The organism is Staphylococcus sp. FSL K6-0223 (genome assembly GCF_038008285.1).
In genome coordinates, this window is record NZ_JBBOYX010000001.1 from 1977321 (window position 1) to 2000090 (window position 22770).

Annotated in this window: 20 protein-coding genes; 2 read left to right on the forward strand and 18 right to left on the reverse strand. The window is 30.3% G+C overall.

Annotated features, from left to right (window positions below; all coding sequences use genetic code 11):
• Positions 1-15 precede the first annotated feature (15 nt).
• The 8 genes from MHI13_RS09840 to MHI13_RS09875 form a co-directional block, all read right to left on the reverse strand.
• Complete coding sequence (locus tag MHI13_RS09840) at positions 16-849, reverse strand: YitT family protein (protein WP_017176008.1); 834 nt, start codon at positions 847-849, stop codon at positions 16-18.
• A 514-nt stretch (positions 850-1363) separates the two neighbouring features.
• Positions 1364-2596 carry a NupC/NupG family nucleoside CNT transporter gene (locus tag MHI13_RS09845; protein ID WP_017176009.1) on the reverse strand — a complete coding sequence of 411 codons (1233 nt, stop codon included), beginning with the start codon at positions 2594-2596 and terminating at the stop codon, positions 1364-1366.
• Between the two features lie 282 nt (positions 2597-2878).
• Positions 2879-5050 (reverse strand): bifunctional glycosyltransferase/CDP-glycerol:glycerophosphate glycerophosphotransferase, encoded by a 2172-nt coding sequence (locus tag MHI13_RS09850; protein WP_079118803.1) that lies wholly within the window; start codon positions 5048-5050, stop codon positions 2879-2881.
• Positions 5051-5204: 154 nt separating this feature from the next.
• Positions 5205-6932, reverse strand: a complete 1728-nt coding sequence (locus tag MHI13_RS09855) for an ABC transporter ATP-binding protein (protein ID WP_019834902.1) — start codon at positions 6930-6932, stop codon at positions 5205-5207.
• 294 nt (positions 6933-7226) lie between these two features.
• Positions 7227-7625 carry a glycerol-3-phosphate cytidylyltransferase gene (tagD, locus tag MHI13_RS09860; RefSeq protein ID WP_017176012.1) on the reverse strand — a complete coding sequence of 133 codons (399 nt, stop codon included), beginning with the start codon at positions 7623-7625 and terminating at the stop codon, positions 7227-7229.
• A 105-nt stretch (positions 7626-7730) separates the two neighbouring features.
• The gene (locus MHI13_RS09865) at positions 7731-8795 is read right to left on the reverse strand and encodes a glycosyltransferase family 2 protein (protein WP_054105303.1); all 1065 of its coding nucleotides are present in this window, start codon (positions 8793-8795) and stop codon (positions 7731-7733) included.
• Positions 8792-9886 carry a teichoic acid glycerol-phosphate primase TarB gene (gene tarB, locus MHI13_RS09870; RefSeq protein WP_049382099.1) on the reverse strand — a complete coding sequence of 365 codons (1095 nt, stop codon included), beginning with the start codon at positions 9884-9886 and terminating at the stop codon, positions 8792-8794. The genes MHI13_RS09865 and tarB overlap by 4 nt, the downstream gene beginning before the upstream one ends.
• Before the next feature lie 222 nt (positions 9887-10108).
• The gene (locus MHI13_RS09875) at positions 10109-10921 is read right to left on the reverse strand and encodes an ABC transporter permease (RefSeq protein WP_017176015.1); all 813 of its coding nucleotides are present in this window, start codon (positions 10919-10921) and stop codon (positions 10109-10111) included.
• A 314-nt stretch (positions 10922-11235) separates the two neighbouring features.
• On the opposite strand from MHI13_RS09875, the gene tagH reads away from it, so the two are divergent.
• On the forward strand, positions 11236-12030 hold the full coding sequence (gene tagH, locus MHI13_RS09880) for a teichoic acids export ABC transporter ATP-binding subunit TagH (RefSeq protein WP_017176016.1): 795 nt from the start codon (positions 11236-11238) through the stop codon (positions 12028-12030).
• A gap of 47 nt (positions 12031-12077) precedes the next feature.
• Here tagH and tarA read toward each other — a convergent pair whose 3' ends face one another.
• On the reverse strand, positions 12078-12836 hold the full coding sequence (tarA, locus tag MHI13_RS09885) for an N-acetylglucosaminyldiphosphoundecaprenol N-acetyl-beta-D-mannosaminyltransferase TarA (protein WP_017176017.1): 759 nt from the start codon (positions 12834-12836) through the stop codon (positions 12078-12080).
• Between the two features lie 178 nt (positions 12837-13014).
• On the opposite strand from tarA, the gene MHI13_RS09890 reads away from it, so the two are divergent.
• The gene (locus MHI13_RS09890; protein ID WP_017176018.1) at positions 13015-13758 is read left to right on the forward strand and encodes a M50 family metallopeptidase; all 744 of its coding nucleotides are present in this window, start codon (positions 13015-13017) and stop codon (positions 13756-13758) included.
• Positions 13759-13799: 41 nt separating this feature from the next.
• On the opposite strand, the gene MHI13_RS09895 is transcribed toward MHI13_RS09890, so the two are convergent.
• The 9 genes from MHI13_RS09895 to MHI13_RS09935 form a co-directional block, all read right to left on the reverse strand.
• Positions 13800-14447, reverse strand: a complete 648-nt coding sequence (locus MHI13_RS09895; protein ID WP_049382098.1) for a metal-dependent transcriptional regulator — start codon at positions 14445-14447, stop codon at positions 13800-13802.
• Positions 14448-14635: 188 nt separating this feature from the next.
• Complete coding sequence (locus tag MHI13_RS09900; RefSeq protein ID WP_061544188.1) at positions 14636-16675, reverse strand: cation:proton antiporter; 2040 nt, start codon at positions 16673-16675, stop codon at positions 14636-14638.
• 193 nt (positions 16676-16868) lie between these two features.
• Positions 16869-17369, reverse strand: a complete 501-nt coding sequence (locus MHI13_RS09905; protein WP_017176021.1) for a Na+/H+ antiporter subunit G — start codon at positions 17367-17369, stop codon at positions 16869-16871.
• Positions 17344-17646 carry a Na+/H+ antiporter Mnh2 subunit F gene (gene mnhF2, locus MHI13_RS09910; RefSeq protein WP_017176022.1) on the reverse strand — a complete coding sequence of 101 codons (303 nt, stop codon included), beginning with the start codon at positions 17644-17646 and terminating at the stop codon, positions 17344-17346. Before mnhF2 ends, MHI13_RS09905 begins: the two co-directional genes overlap by 26 nt.
• Entirely contained in the window at positions 17643-18125 is a 483-nt protein-coding gene (mnhE2, locus tag MHI13_RS09915) for a Na+/H+ antiporter Mnh2 subunit E (protein WP_017176023.1), read from the reverse strand. Before mnhE2 ends, mnhF2 begins: the two co-directional genes overlap by 4 nt.
• A complete protein-coding gene (gene mnhD2, locus MHI13_RS09920) occupies positions 18122-19621 on the reverse strand; it encodes a Na+/H+ antiporter Mnh2 subunit D (protein WP_054105490.1) in 1500 nt (499 codons plus the stop codon). The genes mnhE2 and mnhD2 overlap by 4 nt, the downstream gene beginning before the upstream one ends.
• On the reverse strand, positions 19611-19958 hold the full coding sequence (gene mnhC2 / locus MHI13_RS09925) for a Na+/H+ antiporter Mnh2 subunit C (RefSeq protein WP_002448875.1): 348 nt from the start codon (positions 19956-19958) through the stop codon (positions 19611-19613). The genes mnhD2 and mnhC2 overlap by 11 nt, the downstream gene beginning before the upstream one ends.
• Complete coding sequence (gene mnhB2, locus MHI13_RS09930) at positions 19955-20380, reverse strand: Na+/H+ antiporter Mnh2 subunit B (RefSeq protein WP_002455676.1); 426 nt, start codon at positions 20378-20380, stop codon at positions 19955-19957. The genes mnhC2 and mnhB2 overlap by 4 nt, the downstream gene beginning before the upstream one ends.
• Complete coding sequence (locus MHI13_RS09935) at positions 20367-22769, reverse strand: DUF4040 family protein (RefSeq protein ID WP_054105302.1); 2403 nt, start codon at positions 22767-22769, stop codon at positions 20367-20369. The genes mnhB2 and MHI13_RS09935 overlap by 14 nt, the downstream gene beginning before the upstream one ends.
• Position 22770: the final 1 nt, after the last annotated feature.

The following is a 22770-nucleotide window of genomic DNA, read 5'->3' on the forward strand; positions in this document are numbered from 1 at the left end:
TTTTAGGGCCCTTTTTTATTCATCGATTAAAAAACCATTTCCATAAACATCACGCACGTCATGAATAACCAAGAAAGCATTCTTATCTATTTTTTTTATAATTCGTTTGGCACGAGTTACTTGAGTTTTAGCTACAACAACATACAAAACGTCTTTTTCTTCTCTACTATAATAACCATGTCCATTCAATATAGTAAGGCCTCTACCAACTTGTTCATCAATAGCCTTAGCTACCTCTTCAGGTTTGCTAGAAATAATTGTCATTGCTTTTTTTGTATTAAGTCCTTCTATAACATAATCCATTACTTTCGTGCCTATATAAAGTGAAATCACAGTTACCAATGCTTTACTTAACGGTAGCACTGTTAAAGAAATGGCTACTACGATTAAATCAAAAAATAATAATGCGTATGCTGTACTAACATCTAAGTATTTATTAGCTATTCTTGCTAATATTGTTGTTCCAGCTGTAGTGCCACCTGCTAAAACGATTATTCCAATACCTAGTCCAACACTTGTGCCGCCAAATACTGCATTGATGATGACATTACCTGTTTCTACGTGCCATGATTCTGTAAGACTTAAGAAAACAGAAATAAGTACAGTAGCAATAATTGTTAATATCGTACTTTTTTTACTTAAAAATTTATACCCAATAACAATCAATATTGCATTAGCAACGAAGTTAGTGAGCGCTGGTGAAATATGAAAAGCGTAATATAATACAATAGCAATACCTGTGACGCCACCTTCACCTAAATTACCTGATATAATAAATGCATTGACTCCTGCAGAAAAGATAAAAGAGCCTAGTATAACTAAAAGTATATTTTTTATATTTTTGTTCAAAAACACCCACTCCTTTTACGACTATAACGATTAAAATGTTAGCATAGTCTCATCATTCCCTACAATATGCTTTTTAAAAATAAATGTATTAATAAATTTTAATTATCTTAAAATATAAAGATTTAATTTAAATAAGATACATATTCATCTTTAAATCTAATGTACTAATAAAAAATACGTGGAAATTTTCTGAATTTTTCGTTTACTTATAAATATTAGTTTGCTATACTATGTATAACTTCTTAATTACAAGAAGTTATCTCCTTTGTGTTGTTTATAGTAACAAAACAAATTTTGCTCGAAGTACTGTGACAGTACCTAGTCCTTACCGTTACAAGTACATTAATATTCATTTCCCATAAAAACCAAGTATATAAAGTGTCTCCTCACTTTGCATGCTTGGTTTTTATCATGCAATAAAATGAATAATAAAAATAGGAGTGACATAGAATTCTTTTCGAATTCAATGTTCACTCCTAATGGTTGACTATAAAATGATTTAAATTTTAATACCTTACCATGCAAATAAACCAACAAATGCTGCAGTAAGTAGTGAAACTAAAATACCTGATAATAACATCATCGGTACATATTTTGAAACAAAATCTGATGTTTTCTTATCAACTATACCCTTTAATGTACCAACAATCATCCCAATTGTAGAGAAGTTTGCAAATGAAACTAAGAATGTTGATATCACTGCACGACGATGTGCGCTATATGTGTCAATTACTTTTGTAATTTCACCCATAACTACAAATTCGTTTGTAACGATTTTTTTGGACATCTGTTGTGCCACTATCCATGCCTCACCCCATGGTAAGCCAAGCAATAAAGCAAATGGATACATAAAAACGCCTAAGATTTGGTTTAAACCAAAACTACCTTTCATACCCATCCAACTGCCTACTAATCCAGTAATCAAATTAATAAAACGATCTAAAAAATCAGCCAACGCGACAAAACTAATAACAAAAGCGATAATAATTAATACTAATTTACCTGCATTTAATACTGAATCTCCTAAAAATGAGAAGAAAGGTTGACGTTCAATTTTTTCATCATTATTAATGCTATAGATAATATCTTCTTTTTCTTCAACAGTGACAGGATTTAAAATAGAAGCGACAATAATTGCATTAATAATATTTAAAGGAATCGCCGTTAACACTAATTCACCAGGAATCATTTGAACATAGGCACCTACAATAGCTCCAGAAATAGAACTCATTGACATCATTGCAACTGTTAATACACGCATTTCGTTCATACGCTTAAGTTGTTCATTAGAGACTGCAAGCGCCTCTGTATTTCCTAAAAACATCATTTCGATACCAAAGAATGATTCAAATTTAGGTTGACGTGTAATTTTCGCAAGTACAAAACCAATTCCTCCGATAATTTTAGGAAGAATATTAAAATACATAAGAATATCAAATAGTGGAACAACTAATAAAATTGGAAATAATGCACTCACTGCCATATCCATTTGTTTACCACTTGTAAAACTACTGAATGCAAAACCTGTTCCAGTATGAGCTGATTGAATAACCCAAGCAATGGCAGCTGCTAAACCTTCAACAATCGATCTTCCAATTTGGAAATATACAAAGAACCATGCTAAGAATACATTTAAAAGAACTAAGATTAATATAGACTTCCATTGAATATGTTTGCGATCTCTAGAAAATAAAACTGCTATTCCTAAAAACACAAGTAATCCAATGATATTTATTAGTAAAAACATAAGACACCTACCCACATTTTAAAATTAATATGTATCACATTACCCTTAAATAGAACCGTACTATTTTCATAAAATAACAACTAATGTTCTGTAAAAAATACATTTAACATTATACCACGAGAAAATGTTCGTTAAAATAACATATTTAATAAAATAATTGTCTATTTTTCTTTTTTGATGTTATTTATCATAAATACCATTTAAACTTAATACGGTTATATAGAAAAAGAATGGGAAAACGAATTCAAAGTAAATTTTTCCCATTCTTTATGTCATTTGATTTTATGATTCATTTTCATGAATATCATTATGAATATAGTCTGCTATAAATTTAGAAGATTGACCTTTTTCAATTGAACAAAAATCATTATAGAACGCTTCAATTTTATCTTTATATTTTTCTTTATGTGTATCTAAATGTTTTAATTCTTCAGCAAGTTTAAATTCATCTGTAATAATTTCTCCTGGTAAATCTTCCATATAATTCATATAGAAGCCACGAAGACCTTTATCGTATTTTTCGATATCATAAGCAAAGAAAAATTGAGGACGTTTTAAAATACCATAATCAAACATCACTGACGAGTAGTCAGTAATAAGCGCATCAGATATTAAATATAATTCTGAAATATCATTATAATTTGAAACATCAATAGCAAAGTCATCGTATCCAGTTAGATCTAATGCATTTGCAATAAGATAATGCATTCTTAGTAAAATGACATAGTCATCTCCAATTTGCTCTTTTAAATTAGCTAAATTTATTTTCAAATCAAATAAATATTGACCTTTTTTAACGAATTCATCATCTCTCCAAGTTGGCGCATACATAATGACTTTTTTATCTTTTGGTAAATTTAAATCTTTTTTAATTTGTTCTATATACTCAGTATCATTTTGTCTTGTAACTAATACATCATTTCTTGGATAGCCAATTTCCCAAATTCTTTCTTCATTCATCCAAAAAGCAGACTTAAAGATATCCGTAGAATAACGGTTTGGAGATACTAAATAATTCCAACGAGATGCTTCTGTATAAAAATTCTTTTTATAATTTGCTGTTGTTGTTCCTGGCATTCTTACCACTTTCATATCATTTGCTAAACGTTTTAACGGTGTACCGTGCCAAGTTTGAATATACATTTGATTCTCTTTTTTATTTAAATACAATGGTAATCGAGCATTCGAAATCCAGTATTTCGCTTTAGCATAAGCCTCATAATATTCTTTGGATCCTTTTTTCACTTTAGTTGCATTTCCAGGAATAATATTGTTATTAGGCTTAGAAAAGACCCAAATATATTTATATTGTGGATAGTGTTGTTGCATATATTCATATATATACTTTGGACTATCACTGTAATTTTTACCACCAAATGACTCAAATATAATCGTATGTGGATCTACCATATTTTCATTATCAGTAAGTTGATATTTAGCACGTTCTTTCATTTTATTGTTTGTTAGAATACTTTTAAATAAACGTGTTTTTTTACGTAATTCATTCACATATCTTGCATTCTCAATGTCATCCATAGATAAAAACATGATTTCAAGATTATATAACAACTTACCATCTTTAATGATATTCCATTTTAGTGCTTTTACTACTTTAACTAGAGTGTGTTCTAAAGCAATATATCTTGCTTTAATATCTCTAAGCGAAGGATCAAAACCTTTTTTAATTTCATTTTTCATTCTTTGGACTAAAAATTTCTTAACTTCTTTATTTGTAGTTCTTTGTATAGCATCAAAGAAACTATTTGTATAGTCTTCAAATTTATCAATAAAATCTTGATCACTTAATGTATTACCATTAAATGGATCATATACTTCACCACGATAATAAAACGGAAAATTAACAATTCTAACAAAATGTTCAGCATATTTCAGATAATCTAATACAAATGAATTATCAATAAAAATGCTTAAATCTTCATTAAATTTAATGTCATGTGCTTTAATAATTGCATTTCTAAATAAAATATTACATGCAGTTTCTTTTCGTAAAATTGAATTAGGATATGAATGATGTGATCGATACTGCAAACGTATCTTATCTTTATCTACATATTGAGGACGTTGCATTGTAAATTTGTGTACCGGTGCAATTAATGTATCTAAACCATTAATATGATTTAAATAATATTCAATAGCATATGAGGCTAATTGATCATCCGCATCTAAAAACATCACGTATTGACCTTTTGCTAAGTCTAAAGCGATATTTCTAGCATGTGCATGACCAGTATTTGTTTCAAGTTGAATAAACGTCACATCTTTATCATAAGATGCTAACGTTTTATTTAAGATTTGTGTTGAATGATCCGTAGAACCATCATCTACAATAATGATCTCAAAATCTTGATTCCTTTGAGTTTTTAAGCTATTAATACAATCTTCAATATATTCTTCACTATTAAAATATGTAATAATTATTGATAGTTTATTCAATATCATTCTCTCCAATTTTATTTATGTTTATTCAATTAATTTTTAAGCAATGTGTTTGTGTACTAACTATATCTTATCAGTCTAAGATTTTTTCATCTACACTGTAAAATTATAGATTACTTTATCATCGTGATATTTGGATGTTCGACATCCATTATTTATTTAAATTTTGTGTAGTCACAAATTGATGATATTTCTCATGATATTTCATTAATTCGTCATGTGTACCTTCACCTGTCACACGTCCTTGATCAATAAAAATAATTTGACCTGCCTTTTTAATCGTAGACAGACGGTGTGCAATCACTATTGTTGTTCTACCTTTCATCAATACTTCTAAAGCTTCTTGAATTTTTTGTTCACTTTCACTATCAAGATTTGCAGTAGCTTCATCAAGTAACAATATGTCTGGATTTTTCACAAAACTTCTAGCGATATCAATACGTTGTCGTTGCCCCCCGGACAGTTTTAATCCACGTTCGCCCACTAATGTATCGTATCCTTCATCAAATTGCATAATAAAGTCATGACAGTTTGCTAGTTTTGCATATTTAATTAGTTCTTCATCAGAGACATTACGGTTAATACCATATAAGATATTATCTCGAATTGTTCCTGTCATCATAGAGTTTGACTGCATCACATATCCAATTTTGCTACGCCAATTTGTAATTGGAATATCATAAATACTTTCATTGCCATATGTAATATCACCATTATCGATATCATACATACGTTCAATTAAATTAAAAATAGTACTTTTCCCAGAACCTGAAGGACCAACAAAAGCACTAATGTCACCCTGAGGTATACGAAATGATACATGATCAAGAATCGTTTTTACATCATATTTAAATTCTACGTTATTAAATTCAAGTGCTCCATTCTCAATGTTGATATTAGCAATGGGTTTTAACTGTTCCATCGGTTCAACGGGTTCTTGCATAATTTCATAAATACGTTGACTTGCACCTACAGCTTTTTTGTAATCAGTAACGAGTGTAGATAAGTTCATAAGCGGCATAGATAACTGCATCACATAAAAAATCATAGCTATTAAAGCACCTGCTGTAATAGCACCTGTAGCAATTCTAATGGCACCAAATCCTAAAATAATGGCTATCATTAATAACATAATTACACTTGAAATAGGTTGAATAATCGCTACTATTTTTGCTTGTCTTAAACCTAATTTATATATTTCATTTAAGTTATAATGTGCATTATTTAATTCTTTTTGTTCAGTATTAGAAATTTTTACTAAACGCATTTCTGTCAATACACGACCTAATAACCCACTAAAATTGGCAATTTCTGCTTGGGTATGTTTTGAAATTTTTTGCATACGTCTTCCAAGTGGAATCATAATACCCATAAATATTGGAATAGCTATGAAAGTCAGTAAAGTCATTTGCCAGTCCATAATAAACAGCATAATAATAGAACCAATCAATGTGATAATAGCTGGTAGTAATTGTGGTAATTTTTGAGAGATAAAATCGTTAATGACCTTAGTATCATCAGTTAAACGACTCATCAACTGACCACTTTCATTTTTGTCAAAAAATGGCATTTTCAGTTTAATCATGTGCTCCCACAATAATGAACGAATACCATAAATCATTTTTTCTCCAATTTTACTTAAGAGGTAAATACCTAAACCGCTAAGTAATGCATTAATGATAAATATACTTGCAAATAGAACGACAATATTCCAATTAATATTATTAGTAGAAAATTTATCTACTAAGCGACCTGTAAACAGTGGAATCAATAATCCGCTAAGACTTCCTAACGAAGAAATGATAACAGCAGTTATTATTAAACCATAAGGCCAAGACAATCGTTTAAATAGAAAAAATAATGGATTGTGTTGTTTCATAAATAAACCTCTTTAATCATCAATTTATATTTGTATTTTTGATATTATATTTAGTGTTTATCCTAATTTAAATGTATTTTAACTGGTAATTTGATTGATTGTTCTTAGTATAGCATTTTATTTAAAATGTTTTATTACATAAAAATAGGAGTGCCCTAGAATTCGTTTTGAATTCACTGTTCACTCCCAAAAGGATGAGTCAAATCAAACAAATTATTGTTATCTACTTGATTTAATCAATGATTGAGACATAGCTAAACTTCTAAGGCGTCTATATATGCCTTCAATACATTATTATTTTGCATCTTTTCCGTATAGCTCTTGTTTAATTTTAGTTGTTGAAATACCCTCCGTGCGTTTGAGGTATACAACTTCACATTTGTCTTTTAGGAAGTCAAATTGACCTTCCCAGTCATGACCCATAACAAACACATCAACATCATAACGATCAACGTCTGTTTCTTTTTGACCCCATCCATCTTCTGGAATCACTAAATCAACGTAACGAATAGATTCTAACATCATTTTTCGTTGTTCAAAATCATAATAAGATTTTTTATTTTTAATTTGGTTAAATTCATCTGTTGATAAAGCTACAATTAAATAATCGCCCATTTCACGAGCTCTTCTTAGTAATTCTATATGACCATAATGTAATAAATCATATGTACCATATGTAATGACTCTTCTCATATTTCCTTTCTCCTTTACAAATATTTAACATTAATTAATAATCTTAATTTAGCATAAATATATTTAACATACCATTAATTTTATATTGATCTGACCCTTTCTCATTTACTTATTCATCATACGTTTCAATGATTGCTTTCCACTGAATGCTAATTTTTTAGGCATTACTTGTGCTTGAAAACGTAAAAAACCAGGTCGCCCAATTCCTACATCAATAAGTGTATGTCTCCATAACTCATATGTCTCACGTGTCCAATGTGTCGCACTTTGCTCTACGGCTTGTACTATTCTAAACAACGCTTCTCCAGAATAATTTGTATGTTGCATATCTCTGATATATTGAGTGATTTTGTCTATAATTTGAAGTGTCACTTTACTGTATTTTATTAAATATGCTTGAATGAGATAGCTGACAATTAAGTCATCCATTCGATAACTATAATATGCTTTTTCGTTGACAAGTAATAACATATCCATGACTTCACATCGAACTTTTCTAGCATCTTCTAAGTAAGATATAAACGTATCTGCACGTTGATCTGTAATAGAACCTTCTCGATCATTGTATCCATATACTATAAAAGGAACTAGTTGGATATCCCTTGCCATTAAATAAGCACGAGTGACAAATGTATGTTCTTCACAAAATACTACATCTTCATCGAATCTTAGTGTATTAAATTTAGCTTTGAATAACTTGCCACCTGGTCCAATAGATTGAAGTATTTCTGGCGCTTCTGCTAAAGAAACTATTGCTTCACGATGAATATCTTCGTGTGTTGGAATAACTTTCCAGTCGCCATTCAATCCTCTACCGATTTGCCCAATCACAATATCTAGATGCTCATTTTTTTCATAATATTGAATCATTTGATCCATTTTTCCAGGTAAAAATTGATCATCTGCATCTAAGAACATAAACGCATCGATATCATCTGACATTGCAGAAAGGCCCATATTTCTACTTTTTGCCGCTCCTTGATTGTCTTGATGATAAACAATGAGATGTTTAACTTCTTTTTGCAATTCAGTTAACACTTGTTTTGTACGATCTGTTGATCCATCGTTAATACAAATAATTTCTACGTCATGTGTTGTATCAATCGATTTAACTGCTTTTCGAATTGTATTTTCAGCATTGTATACTGGAATAATAACCGCTAATTTCATTCTTTCACCAACTTTTCAATAAATTTCAATACGTTTTCTAAGCTTTTTTCACTATTATATTTATGCCAATGTTTAAATAATGGTTTTATTTCTTTTTCATTATATTTAATCTTAGTCACTAATTCATCTATATGTTTCACTTTATAAAATGTTGGAATATCGCGATAAAATTGATTCAATCCACGTACCTCTTCATACTCTTCTTCGTCAAATACATAAAATAATGTAGGCTTATTGAGTAAACTAGCTTCTATTGGTAGAGAGCTATAATCACTAATAATAATATCAGCCATCATTATTAGTTCTGATGTTGGCGCAATATGCTCACTATTAGGGATTGATGGATGAAGTTGATTAATGAGAGTATAGTTGGGTAATTGCTTTTCAAAATATACTTTATCAATTTGACGATTATCCATTTGATTTTCACGATAAGTAGGCACATATAATGCTAATTTATTAGGAATATTATAATATTTTTTTAACTTTTTTTGCTCCGTCTTAAGGTCTAGTTTAAAATATTTGGTTAATCGAGGTAGACCCAACTTAAGCATTTGAGTGCGCTTAGCGTCAAAAGCACTTTCAAAACATTTACTCATCTCTTCTCCACCGACTAAATAATAATCAGTAGCCTTATAAACGCTTTTATATTGTTGAACCATTTTTTTATTATTTAAATCTACTTGATGATCCGTTAAACCAAAATTTTTTAAAGCACCTGAAGCATGCCATGTTTGGATGATGGTCTGTCCTTTTTTCTTATGATACCCTCCGAGCATAAGATAATATGTATCAATCACAATCACTTTTGCTGTACTTATCGTCTTGATATGTCTCACTATATGATTATTTCCTGCAGGAACAAAAGATACATTTTTAAATTGCTTTAGCTTAGCCCATTCTTTTTCTTTAGCAATGACTGTTAATTCATAACCTTTCTGATTTAATTGCTCAATTATTGGCATAACGTCTTCGGGAAATGTCATTAAAATCGCAATATGATTCGATTTTAGTCGTTTAAATCTAAAAATTTGGTTTACGATAGTAATAAGTGTCATATAAATATTTTTTATCACTACTCTTGTCATCATTTAATCCCCTTACTCGTTAATAAAATAATTTATAAAGAAAGAGTAGGACAGAAATACATTGATTTTGTCTCTACTCCTTATCCTTTTCACATACATCTCTATCGACATCGTCGATATTTTATATTTATTCATGATATATATACTAAAGAGCTTGAAATGCAATCTAATACATTTCAGGCTCTCTACTAATAAATGTAAGTATTGATTTATCTAGCACACATTTTATAAGAAATCTGCAAAATGATCTCGATATCTACGATGTAATATAGACCCTAATACAAAGAATACTAAAATAATAATAATATTATAAAGAAGTAATCTCCAATGTTCAATAAAGTACCATTGATGGAATAAAATTGCTGCACGGTAAGACTCAGCTAAAAAGTATACAGGGTTAAATTTCATAATGTCATTAATTACGCTACTAATTCCAGTATCTTTTGGTATCCATAAAATAGGAGACATATAGAATAAAATTCTTAGTAATGCTTGCATAATCATCTGTGTGTCACGAACAATGATTCCAAGTGTTGAAGTAAAAAGTGCTACAGAAGCCACAAAGAAAAATGTTAGTGGTACGTAAATTAACAATTGTACAATATGGATAGACGGCATAATACCATTTCCCATACAAATTGCAATAATAAGTGCTAATAAGCCAATATGGCCATAAAATTTACTTGTTACGATATAAGTTGGAATAATTGATAAAGGAAAATTCATTTTCGCTACTTGGTTAAACTTCATAGATACTGATTTCGTACCTTCAAGAATACCTTGGTTAACAAAGAACCACATGCTAATTCCTACTAGTAACCATAAAATAAATGGAATGCCATGTATCGGTTGATTACTACGAATTCCCATACCGAAGACAAACCAATACACCATAATTTGAAGTGCTGGGTTAAGTAATTCCCAAGCCATACCTAAGTAATTATTTGTATTTGTTATTTTAATTTGAAATTGTGCAAGTCGTTGCACTAAATAAAAGTTTTTTATATGTTCTTTAAAAACAGTTCCTACTGCCGACATTGAAATAAACCACACTTTCAATTGTAAATTCATAATGGCTTTTAATTTCTTTAACTACTGATTAAAATCGTTTTATTATAAAATTTCTAAATCAACGTTTAAAATGATTCATATAAATCCATTATATATTTACGCAACTTATTCGTCGAAAATTTTATTAGGATAGACTTAATTCAGAAAAGAAAGTAAAATTAATATATTGTTTACAAAAAAGATACAAAATCTCATATACACTTTACACTAGGTTAATAAATTTAACAACTATTGAGTGATGTATTATAATCTATATAATAAATCATAAGAAAGGAAAAATCATGAGCGTATCTGTTAACATAAATCATGTGACAAAAGAATATCGAATATATCGCAATAATAAAGAACGTATCAAAGATGCGTTAATTCCTAAAAATAAAAACAAAACCTTCTTTGCTTTAAATGATGTGTCTATTACTGCTTATGAAGGTGATGTGATTGGTTTAGTAGGTATAAATGGTTCAGGAAAATCCACGTTAAGCAATATGATTGGTGGTTCATTATCTCCAAGTTCTGGAAATATAGATCGTCATGGTGAAGTAAGTGTCATCGCCATTAATGCCGGTTTAAATGGGAGACTGACGGGCATTGAAAATATTGAATTTAAAATGCTTTGTATGGGGTTTAAAAAGAAAGAAATTAAAAGACTTATGCCTCAAGTTATTGAATTTAGTGAGCTTGGCGAATTCATTTATCAACCTGTTAAAAACTATTCAAGCGGTATGCGTGCGAAACTTGGTTTCTCTATCAATGTAACGATTAATCCTGACATTTTAGTTATCGATGAAGCACTATCTGTTGGCGATCAAACATTTACTCAAAAATGTTTAGATAAAATATATGAGTTTAAAGAAGCAAATAAAACGATTTTCTTTGTAAGTCATAATATCAGACAAGTGCGTGAATTCTGTACTAAAATCGCTTGGATTGAAGGTGGAAAGCTAAAAGAATTTGGTGAATTAGATACAGTGTTACCTAAATATGAGCAATTTTTAAAAGATTTTAAGAAAAAATCTAAAAAAGATCAAAAAGCATTTAGACAACAACTTGATGAAAAACGGTTTGTTGTAAAGTAAAAGAGGTAGAGACCTAAGCGATTCATAGGCTTAAGTCTCATCCTCTTTTATTTTTTCTTCTTATTCTGCAATTTCCAAACTTTAAACATAAATTTAGGAATACTTTTTATACGACCTATTCGCTTCCAGTCAATAAGTAATCGGTATACCCATTCAATATTTAAATTCCTAAAAAGACGGGGCGCTCTTTTTTTAGTACCACTAAACACTTCTAACGAGCCACCTACCCCCATCATTACTGTATGCTTAAAATTACTTTCATTTTTTTGAATCCATTCTTCTTGTTTTGGAAAGCCCATTCCAACAAACAAATAGTCAGGATTGAAACGTTGAATTCTTTTCACTACAGTTTCATCTGACAGATCAATATACCCATGATGATACTCAAAAGTAACATTAGGATATTTCTGTTGTAATTTATGTTGTGCTTGCGCAACAATTTCATTTTTTGATCCTAACAAGTATACCTTTTGACTTTGCTCGTGTGCAAATTTAATACATTCTTCCATAAGTTCAATACCTGGTACACGTCGCTTTAATGGTTGTTTTAATCTATTAGAAGCTTTAACTACACCTGTACCATCCGCAATGATATAACTTGCACTATTTATAAGCTTTCTATAGGTTACATGTTCAGAAGCATACACTACGATTTCAGGATTAGCAGTTACAATAAACAAGTTATCATTTGTATTATTTTCAAAAAAATGTTTAATATTTTCAACCATATCCAACATTGTCACATTATCGAATTGTACGCCTAATATATCTACTTTATCGTTTTTTTTCTTTTTTGAACTATACATTTACGTTAACTCCCTGCTTTCTTACCCTCTTTATATGTTGTAATGAATTTATAATAACCTCAACTTATTCATCATATATTATTTTTATCATTGTATTCAAAAATACGTCTAAAGTCTAAAGGTCCAGTTTATCTTAATGATTTATAATAGAAGTCATACTATTAACGTGAGGTTGATTATGGATTATTTGCAACAATTTTTAACTACGACTGTTATCTTAAATATTTATTTAGTCATTATTATAGCAATATTTTATATAATTATTCATCAAAATCGACATTGTTCTTTTAGTCAATATTTAGATATTTACTTAAATTATATTCCAGTACTGACTCATGAAATGGGTCACATTCTATTTAATAAGTTAAGTGGGGGGCATGCTAAAGATCTTGTCATTGTTGTACGCCCTAGTGAACGTAAAGAAACGTTACAACAAGGCTATGCAATAACACAATCTAAATCAGTTACTGGACAATGTATTACGACATTAGGTGGATATGTCATGCCACCAATCATGTTAATGATAGGTTTTTGGACCATTCATTTTAACTATCCAAGCTTATTTTTAATCTTATATAGTTTGATATTTGTGTATTACCTTAATTTAACATCTCGAAAATTGTCTCCCATTATCGTTTTAATCATTTTAATTTCATTATTGTATTTTTTATTGCAAGACAATAATCAATTTATGATTTTTTATATCGTAGTCCTCCTATGCCATCTTATCTTAGGTGTCCTATTAGGAGAAGTTTTGCAATCTAGTTGGACAATTATATTATTGACTTTCCAAAGAGTAAAAACACATTGGGATGGTAATACTTTAGCTGAATTGACACATTTACCAACATTATTTTATAGTCTATTTTGGATTATGATTAACGGTTTCTCTTTATATTTAATATACAAATTTATGATTTAAAAACGGCTCATCATATTCAAGTTGAATAGATGACGGTTTGTTTAATTTTTCTCCACAAATATATTCATTGCATTATCATAACTTAGAATCGTCATAGTTGTATTATTATTTATAATCATGACTTTATTGGTTTTATCTTTGGATACTATTTCAATGTTATCTCCAATTGAAATATGCTTACTGGATAGATAAACAAGTAAATCCGTTCTATCGCGAACACGTTTAATGTTTACTATGTCTCCTTCATCATATTCAAGTAATGAGTCATTATACTTTTCTTTATAAATATAATTTCTTGGAATAACTCCTCCATGCGGACAAGTTTCAGGATAATTTAACAGTTTATCTATCCTTTCTAAAAATAAGTCAGAAATTTTATGCTCTAAAATTTCCGCTTCTTGATGTACTTCTTCCCAATTATAATTTAACACTTCAATTAAAAATTGTTCTAATAAACGATGTCTTTTTATAATATCGAGTGTATGAGAGAGACCTTCTTTAGAGAGTTTTACCCCTTTATAATGTTTAGTTTCAACAAATCCAGCTTTTTCTAAACGATTTACCATTTCACTTACAGAAGGTGGTTTTATATCTAAATATTGAGATAGTATTTTATTTGAAACAAAAGCGCTATCACCACCATTAGTTAGAATTGCTTTGAGATAATCCTCTTTTTCTTCAGTTAACATGATTTCACCTCATAAACAGTTTCATCTTATTGTATCACGAATGGTTGAGTAATGTGGTTGTCTTCTATCATCTTACAATAAGAGGAATACATCTTAAATTTCAATTTTAAACCTTCCATTTATACTAAAAAACCTAAGACATAGCGAGTTGTCTTAGGTTTAGTATTAATCATTATTGAATTATTAAATTAATCAGTTAAACTGTCTACAATAACCATTTCATCATAGTTAATTGCCTCACGTAATTTTAAAGCTGTCGCTTCTGTAATCTCTTCATCACTAATAAGTTCAGTTAAAATACGACGTTGCTCTCTTAAAGCATTCAACTTAATTTTAGTAATTGAATCTTCAGAACGTGTGTTAAAGAAGTTAGATGGTGATAAGTTGTCTATTCTCATTAAATATCCATCACATATCATACCCACTTCTAATTTATTATCTTCATTTGCCTCTTTAACAAGTCGGCTTACAACATTATAATGGACTCTTTTATTGATTTTAGAAAGTTCCATTAAGTTTTCAGTAACACTTAATGATGAAGCTGCATTTGTACGTGTACGAATATGACGTTTCAAAAGTAATCCTCTAATTCCAACAATAATACGACGAATGAGTGAAGCTTGTCTATAAACTTGTGTACGTTCAGCAAATCGCATATAGTTTTCTAACATGCTTTCCGTAATTTCGCCTTCGTCTGCTAATTTTTCAAGCGTTTTTGTTTCTACGTTAAAAGCAATTCGTTGTAAACGTTCCAGCTCTTTTGAATTCTCGTCATCTTTTTCTACTGATTTTAGGAAAGTTAATTTATCATGATATTCTTTAATAACATTTCCATATCGATAGCTTGTTTCAAATGAGGAACGTTTGTTTAAATAATCAATCACGTGTTCTAAAATATAAATTCTTGCTTCTTTAAAATTCATACTTCCTATTTTAGGTTGAGGTGCATTTTTCGTAACAAAAGGTAAAATGATTTGTGCAATCACTAAGCTTAAGATAACCATACCTGAAGAAATAAAGAGTAAGTCATTACGATACTTAAATGACTCATGATTTTCTAAATAGTAAGGTAACGTTAATGCGATTGCGAGTGAAATTGTTCCATGAACACCACAAAAAGTCATAATTAACGCATACATACTTCGTTTAGGGGGTTTCTCTTTCGTATTTGTTCCATCATCATTCATTAATTTTTGGAATGGACTGACTGATAGATAAAATAAAGGATATAGTACATAAACCCAAATAAATCTAAATACATATACAGCCAATGCTACTAATAAAGTAATTCCTATTAAGAAAAGTAAGTTATGTGGTTCACTTTTAATAATTTTTACAATGACTTCCGGCACTAAGAAGCCAAGTATTGAGAATACAAAACCATTTAACGCATAGCCTAAAATATTCCACGTATGGTTATAACTTAGTTGAAGGCGTGTACGTGTTTGAGCAATACGGTCACGTTCAAAACCATGAACAAGTCCAGCCACTACAGCAGCAATAATACCTGAAGCATGGAATAGTTCTGCCACAAGATAGGTTACAAATGGTGTTAACAATTGAAGAAATACAAACATATTAATATTTTCAATACCACGTCGTGTTAATGTTAGACGGAATCGAACAAGTAATATACCGATTAACAATCCTACAATGGCCCCTCCGATTGAAGCAATTAAGAATTGTTGAATCGCTTCAAATAATGAGAAAGCGCCAGTAACAAGTACCCCTACTGCTATTTTAAATGAAATGATACCTGCAGCATCATTTAATAAAGACTCACCTTCTAAAATCGTCATTGCACCTTTTGGTAATACTTTACCTTGAGTAATAGCTTGCACTGCCGGAGCATCGGTAGGACAGAGAATTGCGGCAATCGCAAACGCTGCACCAATTGGTAAATCTGGCCATACTAAGTGAATAAATAACCCTACACCTATGACGGTAGTAATTACTAAACCTAATGCCATTAACATGACAGGTTTAATATATCTTCGTAAATGTACCCTAGATACATTAACACCTTCAACAAATAATAAAGGTGCAATGGTAGCTAGCATAAAGAGTTCAGAATCAAAATTGAATTCAACTGGTACAGGCAATATAAAGAGGATCATTCCTAATATGATTTGAATAAATGCAAGAGGTACTTTAGGAATAAAAGTATGAACAAAGGAGCTTACAATAACAACAGCTAGAAATATGAGAATCGTTTCAAATATTTCCAAACTTTCACCCCATTATTTCATATTTAATTTGAGATATAAGATACATTATCATCTTATTTATTTTAAACGTATGTAGTTATTATCTACCGTTCTTATGCTCTCAATTTAATATCAATTTTATCATTAAAATATATTCAGATTAACTAACTTGCACTTTCAAAATAATTCACTTAAAAACTATTAAGATATGCAATTATTCTTCTAAATCTTCAATATTTTTATCACCATGTTGTTTTCTTTCTTCAGCTCTATAGTTTTTAATATCATAATACAGTTTTTCTCGTTGTTCTTCTCTTTTTTTAGCACGACTTTTTAACTCATCTGTTGTATTAAATTCTTTTGAACTTAATAAAATGGAAGATTGTCTTGGTGCATCATCTTTTCTATACATGTATGCTCCAGTTCGATAAGCTGCTCTAGCAACAAGGTGCATACCAACAGCAGATGTTAAATTAATAAAGACAATGGATAATAATAAACGAACACTAAAGAGACCTTGCGCCGTCGTAAAGTATATTAATACCCCGATTAAAGTAAGTAATACAGAAAGCGTTGAGCTTTTCGTAGAAGCATGACTTCGTAAAAAAACATCTTGAAATTTTACAATGCCTATTGCACTAATTACTGCAATAATACTTCCTAGAAAAATAAGAATAGACGCAATCAACTCAGTGACGCTTTTTATGAGTTCCATTGAATACCCGACCTCCTCCAATAAATCTAGAAATAGATACAGAGCTTACAAATGAAATGATCGCAATTAACATAATTGAATCTAAGTACGCATCAGTATCATAAATCACGCTAACTACCCCAACAATGCACATAATGACGGCACTAGCTGCATCAAATGCTACGACTCTGTCTGCTGTTGTAGGACCTTTAATCAAACGAAACAATCCAATAATAAATGCAATACCAAATAATATTAAAGCTCCTGTACTAAAAAAGTTAGTCATCGCTTGGATCATCGTGACACCTCCATAATTAAACGTTCATATTGTTTAATACTTTTTAACAAATTAGCTTTTTCATTTTCAGAAATGTCTATACTATGAATAAAAAATTTATTGGTTAATTTTGAAATTCTAATCACTGTCGATCCAGGCGTAATAATAATTAAAATGGTTAAAAATGTAATGGCCCAATCACTTTTTAACTCTGTTTCATATGTGAGAAGACCAGGATTCATATCTTTTGTTTTAAATAAAATGTATTTAATGATACTAAGACTTGAAGTAATTAACTGATACAAATATATACCTAAAAACTTAATAGCTACCCATATTTTTACTAAATAAAATTCTTGACCAAAGAATCGGTGCAGTATATAAATCACAATTAATCCTATAAGATAGCCAGATACAAAGGTAGAGAATAAAAAAGAACCTTGGTCTTGAAAGAGTACCCATAGAAAAGCAATTAAGATATTCAATACAATTTGTCTCATTTATTCTCCTCCTTTAAATGTGGATTAACTAAGTGATGAAAGTAAGCATCATTTGTATTTAACTCTGTTGCATTTTTAGTAACATTCATAACAATTGGTGCTGCAAGACCCATAACTACTACAGCTACAGTTAATATGCCAATCATACCTTTTCGATGAGCAGGCAATGGATTGTAATCAACTTGCTCGCCATCTGCATCTCCAAAGTACATAATAAATAGTATTCTAAATAGACTATACATTGCTAAAAGACTTGTTAAAATCATGAGTGCTAATCCAATATAATTACCATTTTGAACCGCACCTTGGAAAATAAGCACTTTACCAGGGAATCCACTAAAAGGAGGAACCCCGCCAATCGCGAAAATCATAACGATAAATGCTACGCCAAAGAAAGGCTCTCTCTTTGCCAAACCATATAAATACTTATATTCTCTATAACCAGACATATAAACTAAACTACCAATAATAAAGAATAATAATGTTTTTACTACAATATCGTTTGTTAGATAAAAAATAGCACCATGAATTCCAGCAAATGTATTTGATCCTAAGCCTAAAATAATAAAACCAATTGATAAAATAACTTGATATGCTGCAATTTTCTTTATGTCTTTAAATGCAATGACTCCAAAAGCACCAATAATCATTGTAATACAAGACATAAATACAAGTATTGGGTGTGTAATATTTGGATGTTGATCAAATAATAAAGTGAAGAAACGAATTAAAGCATATGCTCCCACTTTCGTCATTAAAGCTGCAAATAAAGCTGCGAGCTCAGTATTTAACACTGCATAAGCTTTAGGTAACCACATAAATAACACTAACGATGCTTTTGAACCAAATGCAATCATAAATACAATTGCAATGACAACTACCATTTCATTATTGTGAACATCGTCTAAGCGTAATGCAACTTGAGAAAAGTTTAATGTCCCTACTAATTTGTAAAGTAAACCAATACCTAATAAAAACAACCAAGAACCAATAATATTTAAAACAACATAGATAATAGCTGCTCTTAATTGTTCTACTGATTGTCCTAATGTTACAAGCACAAATGATGCAAGTAACATAATTTCGAACATCACATAGAGGTTAAATAAATCAGAAGTTAAAAAAGCACCAATCACACCGGTAGTTAAAAATAAAATAAATGTTGGTAAGTAATAGCGATTCACACGTTTTTCAGCAGGTCCAAATCCATACGCCATAATTAAAGTCACTACAAAAGAAGCAACTGTTACCATGAGTAAACTTAAAGTATCACCTAAAAATTGAATACCAAAAGGTGCTTTCCAACCACCAAAATCTAAAGTGATTGGTTTATGATTCATCACATAAATCAATAAAGCTAGCGAAATAAGCGTATTAACCGTCATTGTTCCAATATATAAAATCTTCGAAACTCTATTTTTATTCTTCGTAAATACAAGTAATAATGCACAAAGAAGTGGTAAGAGAATCGGAAGGATTAATAAGTTACTGTTCATCATCTTCATCCTCCCTAAGCACATCAATTTCTGATTCTTTTGTAACACGGTATGTTCGATAAACTAATACAAGTAAGAATGCCGTCATACCAAATCCAATAACAATTGCAGTTAAAACAAGTGCTTGCAATAATGGATCGACATAGTTGGTATTTGAACCACGAATAAGCGGTTCTGTTACGTGGTCACTATAATGACCCATACTCATAATAATCAAATTACCCGCATGCGTATAAATCGAAATCCCTACAATAATACGAATTAAATTTAAAGATAATATCATGTATGTCGCTAAGAATACGAGAAATCCTATGATCAGTAATAAAATAAGATTCATGATTTACCCCCACTCAATGCCAACATAATTGTGACAATCACGCCCACTACTGAAAGTACTATGCCTAATTCGAAAATCGTCACTGTAGTAATATGCATTTCATTAAATATTGGTAAATGAAGTGTAAATTCACTTTGATATAAAAATGATTTGCCAAAAAAGGTAGGCGCAATTGCTGTGATTAAAGAAATAAGCGCTCCAATAATCATTAATTTTCTAAAGTCGATAGGTAAACTATCCAATACTTTTTTTACGTCGAAAGCTAAAAACATCAAGATAAAAGCTGAGCTAAAGACGAGACCACCAATAAATCCCCCTCCTGGATTATTATGACCCGCTAAATAAATGTAAAAACCAAAAGTAAGTAAAATGAATACAACAATTTTAGTTACTGTTTTTAAGACTACGTCATTTTCTTTCATCTTGACCCCTCCGATCTTTGTAATTTAATAATGTATAAATACCTAAACCAGCAATAATTAATACCAAGCCTTCAAACATAGTATCAAGTGCTCTAAAATCACCTAAAATGGCATTCACAATATTTTTACCACCTGTGAGTTCTTTTGCATTCATATAATATTTAGAAATAGTTTCTAAACCATCACCTTGTTGTGCCATAAATACAAGTGTTACCACTGCGCCTGCAAAAATGAATGCTACAACAATTTTCATCATTTCTTTTTTCTTATCTGCTTTCTTACGAGAAATATTTGGTAAGCGTGAAAAACTAACAATGAATAATATTGTAGTCATCGTCTCTACTACAAGTTGTGTTAAAGCTAAATCAGGTGCCCTCATGATTAAATAAAATAATGCAACTGAATAGCCAATAATTCCATTTAATATTACCATCGTTAAACGTTGTCTTATAAAGACAAGTGCTATACCAACAACACTAATTGAAATCGCAAGCAGCACTTCTAAAGGCCCAAAGTCAGTAACATGCATTAGATGTAGTTTAGGAAACCCTACTCTTAAAAAGCCATACGCTACAAATAGTGAAAACACTAAAAGCGTAATCACATTGTAATAATTTAATCGGTTCGTCATTACACCACGAATACTACAACCAGCATAATGTTCAAATACGCTATAAGCTTTACGATAGGAATTTGTAATCGATGCTGTTTTGATTAAGCGGTGCGTTAACACTTTCCAATTTACTTTTGTTGCTAAAATAATTCCTAAAATAATAACAATAATACTAAAAATAAGTGGTAAATTAATGCCATGCCACTGGGATACATGTGGTGCCATCTTATCAACTTGGATACCTAAGTTTGTGACATTTCTTAATGCAGGTAAAACAATTGGATGCGTAAAGGTATTTGGGATAAAGAAGATAACAGGTAGCATCACAGCAAAGATCATTGCTGGTAAACTGAACAACCACGGCTCATGAATATGCTTTTTAGGAACTTCTTTTTCATTAAATTCTCCCCAATATGTTTCTTTTAGCATGTAAACTGCATAGACAAACGTGAATATACTTGCAATCACGCCTAATGCCACAATTATGATGGTTAAAGTTAAACTAAATTGCTCTAATTCAATAGATTTAACTAAAGAATCAAAAAACATTTCTTTACTTAAAAAACCATTTAAAAATGGTACTCCCGCCATTGATAATGCTGCAAGCGTCATACTCACGTGCATTTTAGGAAAGAATTTTCTCATACCATTTAATTTTTTAATATCTCTTGTGCCCGCTTCATGATCAATAATACCTACGCCCATAAATAACGTACATTTAAATAACGCATGATTCATGACATGGAACAACCCTGCAAATAAAACTAATGTGTAAATTTTAGCCATTGGTCCACTTGGATGCTGCGCAATACCTCCACCTAAACCAACCATTGTCATAATCATCCCAAGTTGACTAACTGTAGAATAGGCAAGAATTCCTTTCAAATCATATTGTCTTAAAGCTGTAAGAGATCCAAACATCATTGTGATTAATCCTACAAAAGTAACAATATAAATATAACTATTACTTAAGCCTAATACAGGTGTGAATCTAAATAGTAAAAATATACCTGCTTTAACCATTGTTGCTGAATGTAGATAGGCACTTACAGGGGTTGGCGCAGCCATAGCTTTAGGTAACCAAATATGAAATGGAAATTGAGCTGATTTTGTGAAAGCTCCAATAAGCATCATAATGATCATTGGAATAAATAAAGGTTGCTCACTAATATGATGACTTTGCGATAAAATTTCAGTAATTGTATTCGTACCTGTCATTATGTACAACATAATAAAACCTGTTAATAATGCTAAGCCGCCAAATACCGTAATCATAAATGACTGTATTGCACCTAGCTGACTATTTGCATTACTATACCAATACGAAATAAGTAAGAAAGATGAAACACTTGTGAGTTCCCAGAAGATATACATAAGAATGGTATTATTAGATATTACTATACCTAACATACTAAACATAAATAAAAGTAAGTATATGAAAAATCTAGGTAAGTTATCACCATTAGGCGTTAAATATTGAGTAGCGTAAAAGAAAACAGCTATCCCTATAATAGAAATAATTAAAGCAAACATTAATCCAAGTCCATCTAGTCTTAAATCTAAATTCAAATCGATAGCTGGCATCCAAGCTAGTTTAAAAGAAATCACTTTCTGATGAAGTACACTAGGAATTTGAGATAAGAAATAAACAGAAGCAATTACTGGAGCAAATAGGGAAATATATCCCGCATAGCGTCTTAGAGGTCTAATAAATAAAGTGATTAGAACCATACCTATGATTAGTAAAAGTGCCCCTAGTAAATAAATTAAACTCATC

Bases quoted from the DNA above. Each gene is read 5' to 3' on its own strand.
- MHI13_RS09845 (WP_017176009.1), bottom strand. From the start codon at position 2,596: ATGTTTTTACTAATAAATATCATTGGATTACTTGTGTTTTTAGGAATA.
- MHI13_RS09855 (WP_019834902.1), bottom strand. From the start codon at position 6,932: ATGAAACAACACAATCCATTATTTTTTCTATTTAAACGATTGTCTTGG.
- tagD (WP_017176012.1), bottom strand. From the start codon at position 7,625: ATGAGAAGAGTCATTACATATGGTACATATGATTTATTACATTATGGT.
- MHI13_RS09865 (WP_054105303.1), bottom strand. From the start codon at position 8,795: ATGAAATTAGCGGTTATTATTCCAGTATACAATGCTGAAAATACAATT.
- tarB (WP_049382099.1), bottom strand. From the start codon at position 9,886: ATGATGACAAGAGTAGTGATAAAAAATATTTATATGACACTTATTACT.
- MHI13_RS09875 (WP_017176015.1), bottom strand. From the start codon at position 10,921: ATGTCGGCAGTAGGAACTGTTTTTAAAGAACATATAAAAAACTTTTAT.
- tagH (WP_017176016.1), top strand. From the start codon at position 11,236: ATGAGCGTATCTGTTAACATAAATCATGTGACAAAAGAATATCGAATA.
- tarA (WP_017176017.1), bottom strand. From the start codon at position 12,836: ATGTATAGTTCAAAAAAGAAAAAAAACGATAAAGTAGATATATTAGGC.
- MHI13_RS09890 (WP_017176018.1), top strand. From the start codon at position 13,015: ATGGATTATTTGCAACAATTTTTAACTACGACTGTTATCTTAAATATT.
- MHI13_RS09895 (WP_049382098.1), bottom strand. From the start codon at position 14,447: ATGTTAACTGAAGAAAAAGAGGATTATCTCAAAGCAATTCTAACTAAT.
- MHI13_RS09905 (WP_017176021.1), bottom strand. From the start codon at position 17,369: ATGGAACTCATAAAAAGCGTCACTGAGTTGATTGCGTCTATTCTTATT.
- mnhF2 (WP_017176022.1), bottom strand. From the start codon at position 17,646: ATGATCCAAGCGATGACTAACTTTTTTAGTACAGGAGCTTTAATATTA.
- mnhE2 (WP_017176023.1), bottom strand. From the start codon at position 18,125: ATGAGACAAATTGTATTGAATATCTTAATTGCTTTTCTATGGGTACTC.
- mnhD2 (WP_054105490.1), bottom strand. From the start codon at position 19,621: ATGAACAGTAACTTATTAATCCTTCCGATTCTCTTACCACTTCTTTGT.
- mnhC2 (WP_002448875.1), bottom strand. From the start codon at position 19,958: ATGAATCTTATTTTATTACTGATCATAGGATTTCTCGTATTCTTAGCG.
- mnhB2 (WP_002455676.1), bottom strand. From the start codon at position 20,380: ATGAAAGAAAATGACGTAGTCTTAAAAACAGTAACTAAAATTGTTGTA.
- MHI13_RS09935 (WP_054105302.1), bottom strand. From the start codon at position 22,769: ATGAGTTTAATTTATTTACTAGGGGCACTTTTACTAATCATAGGTATG.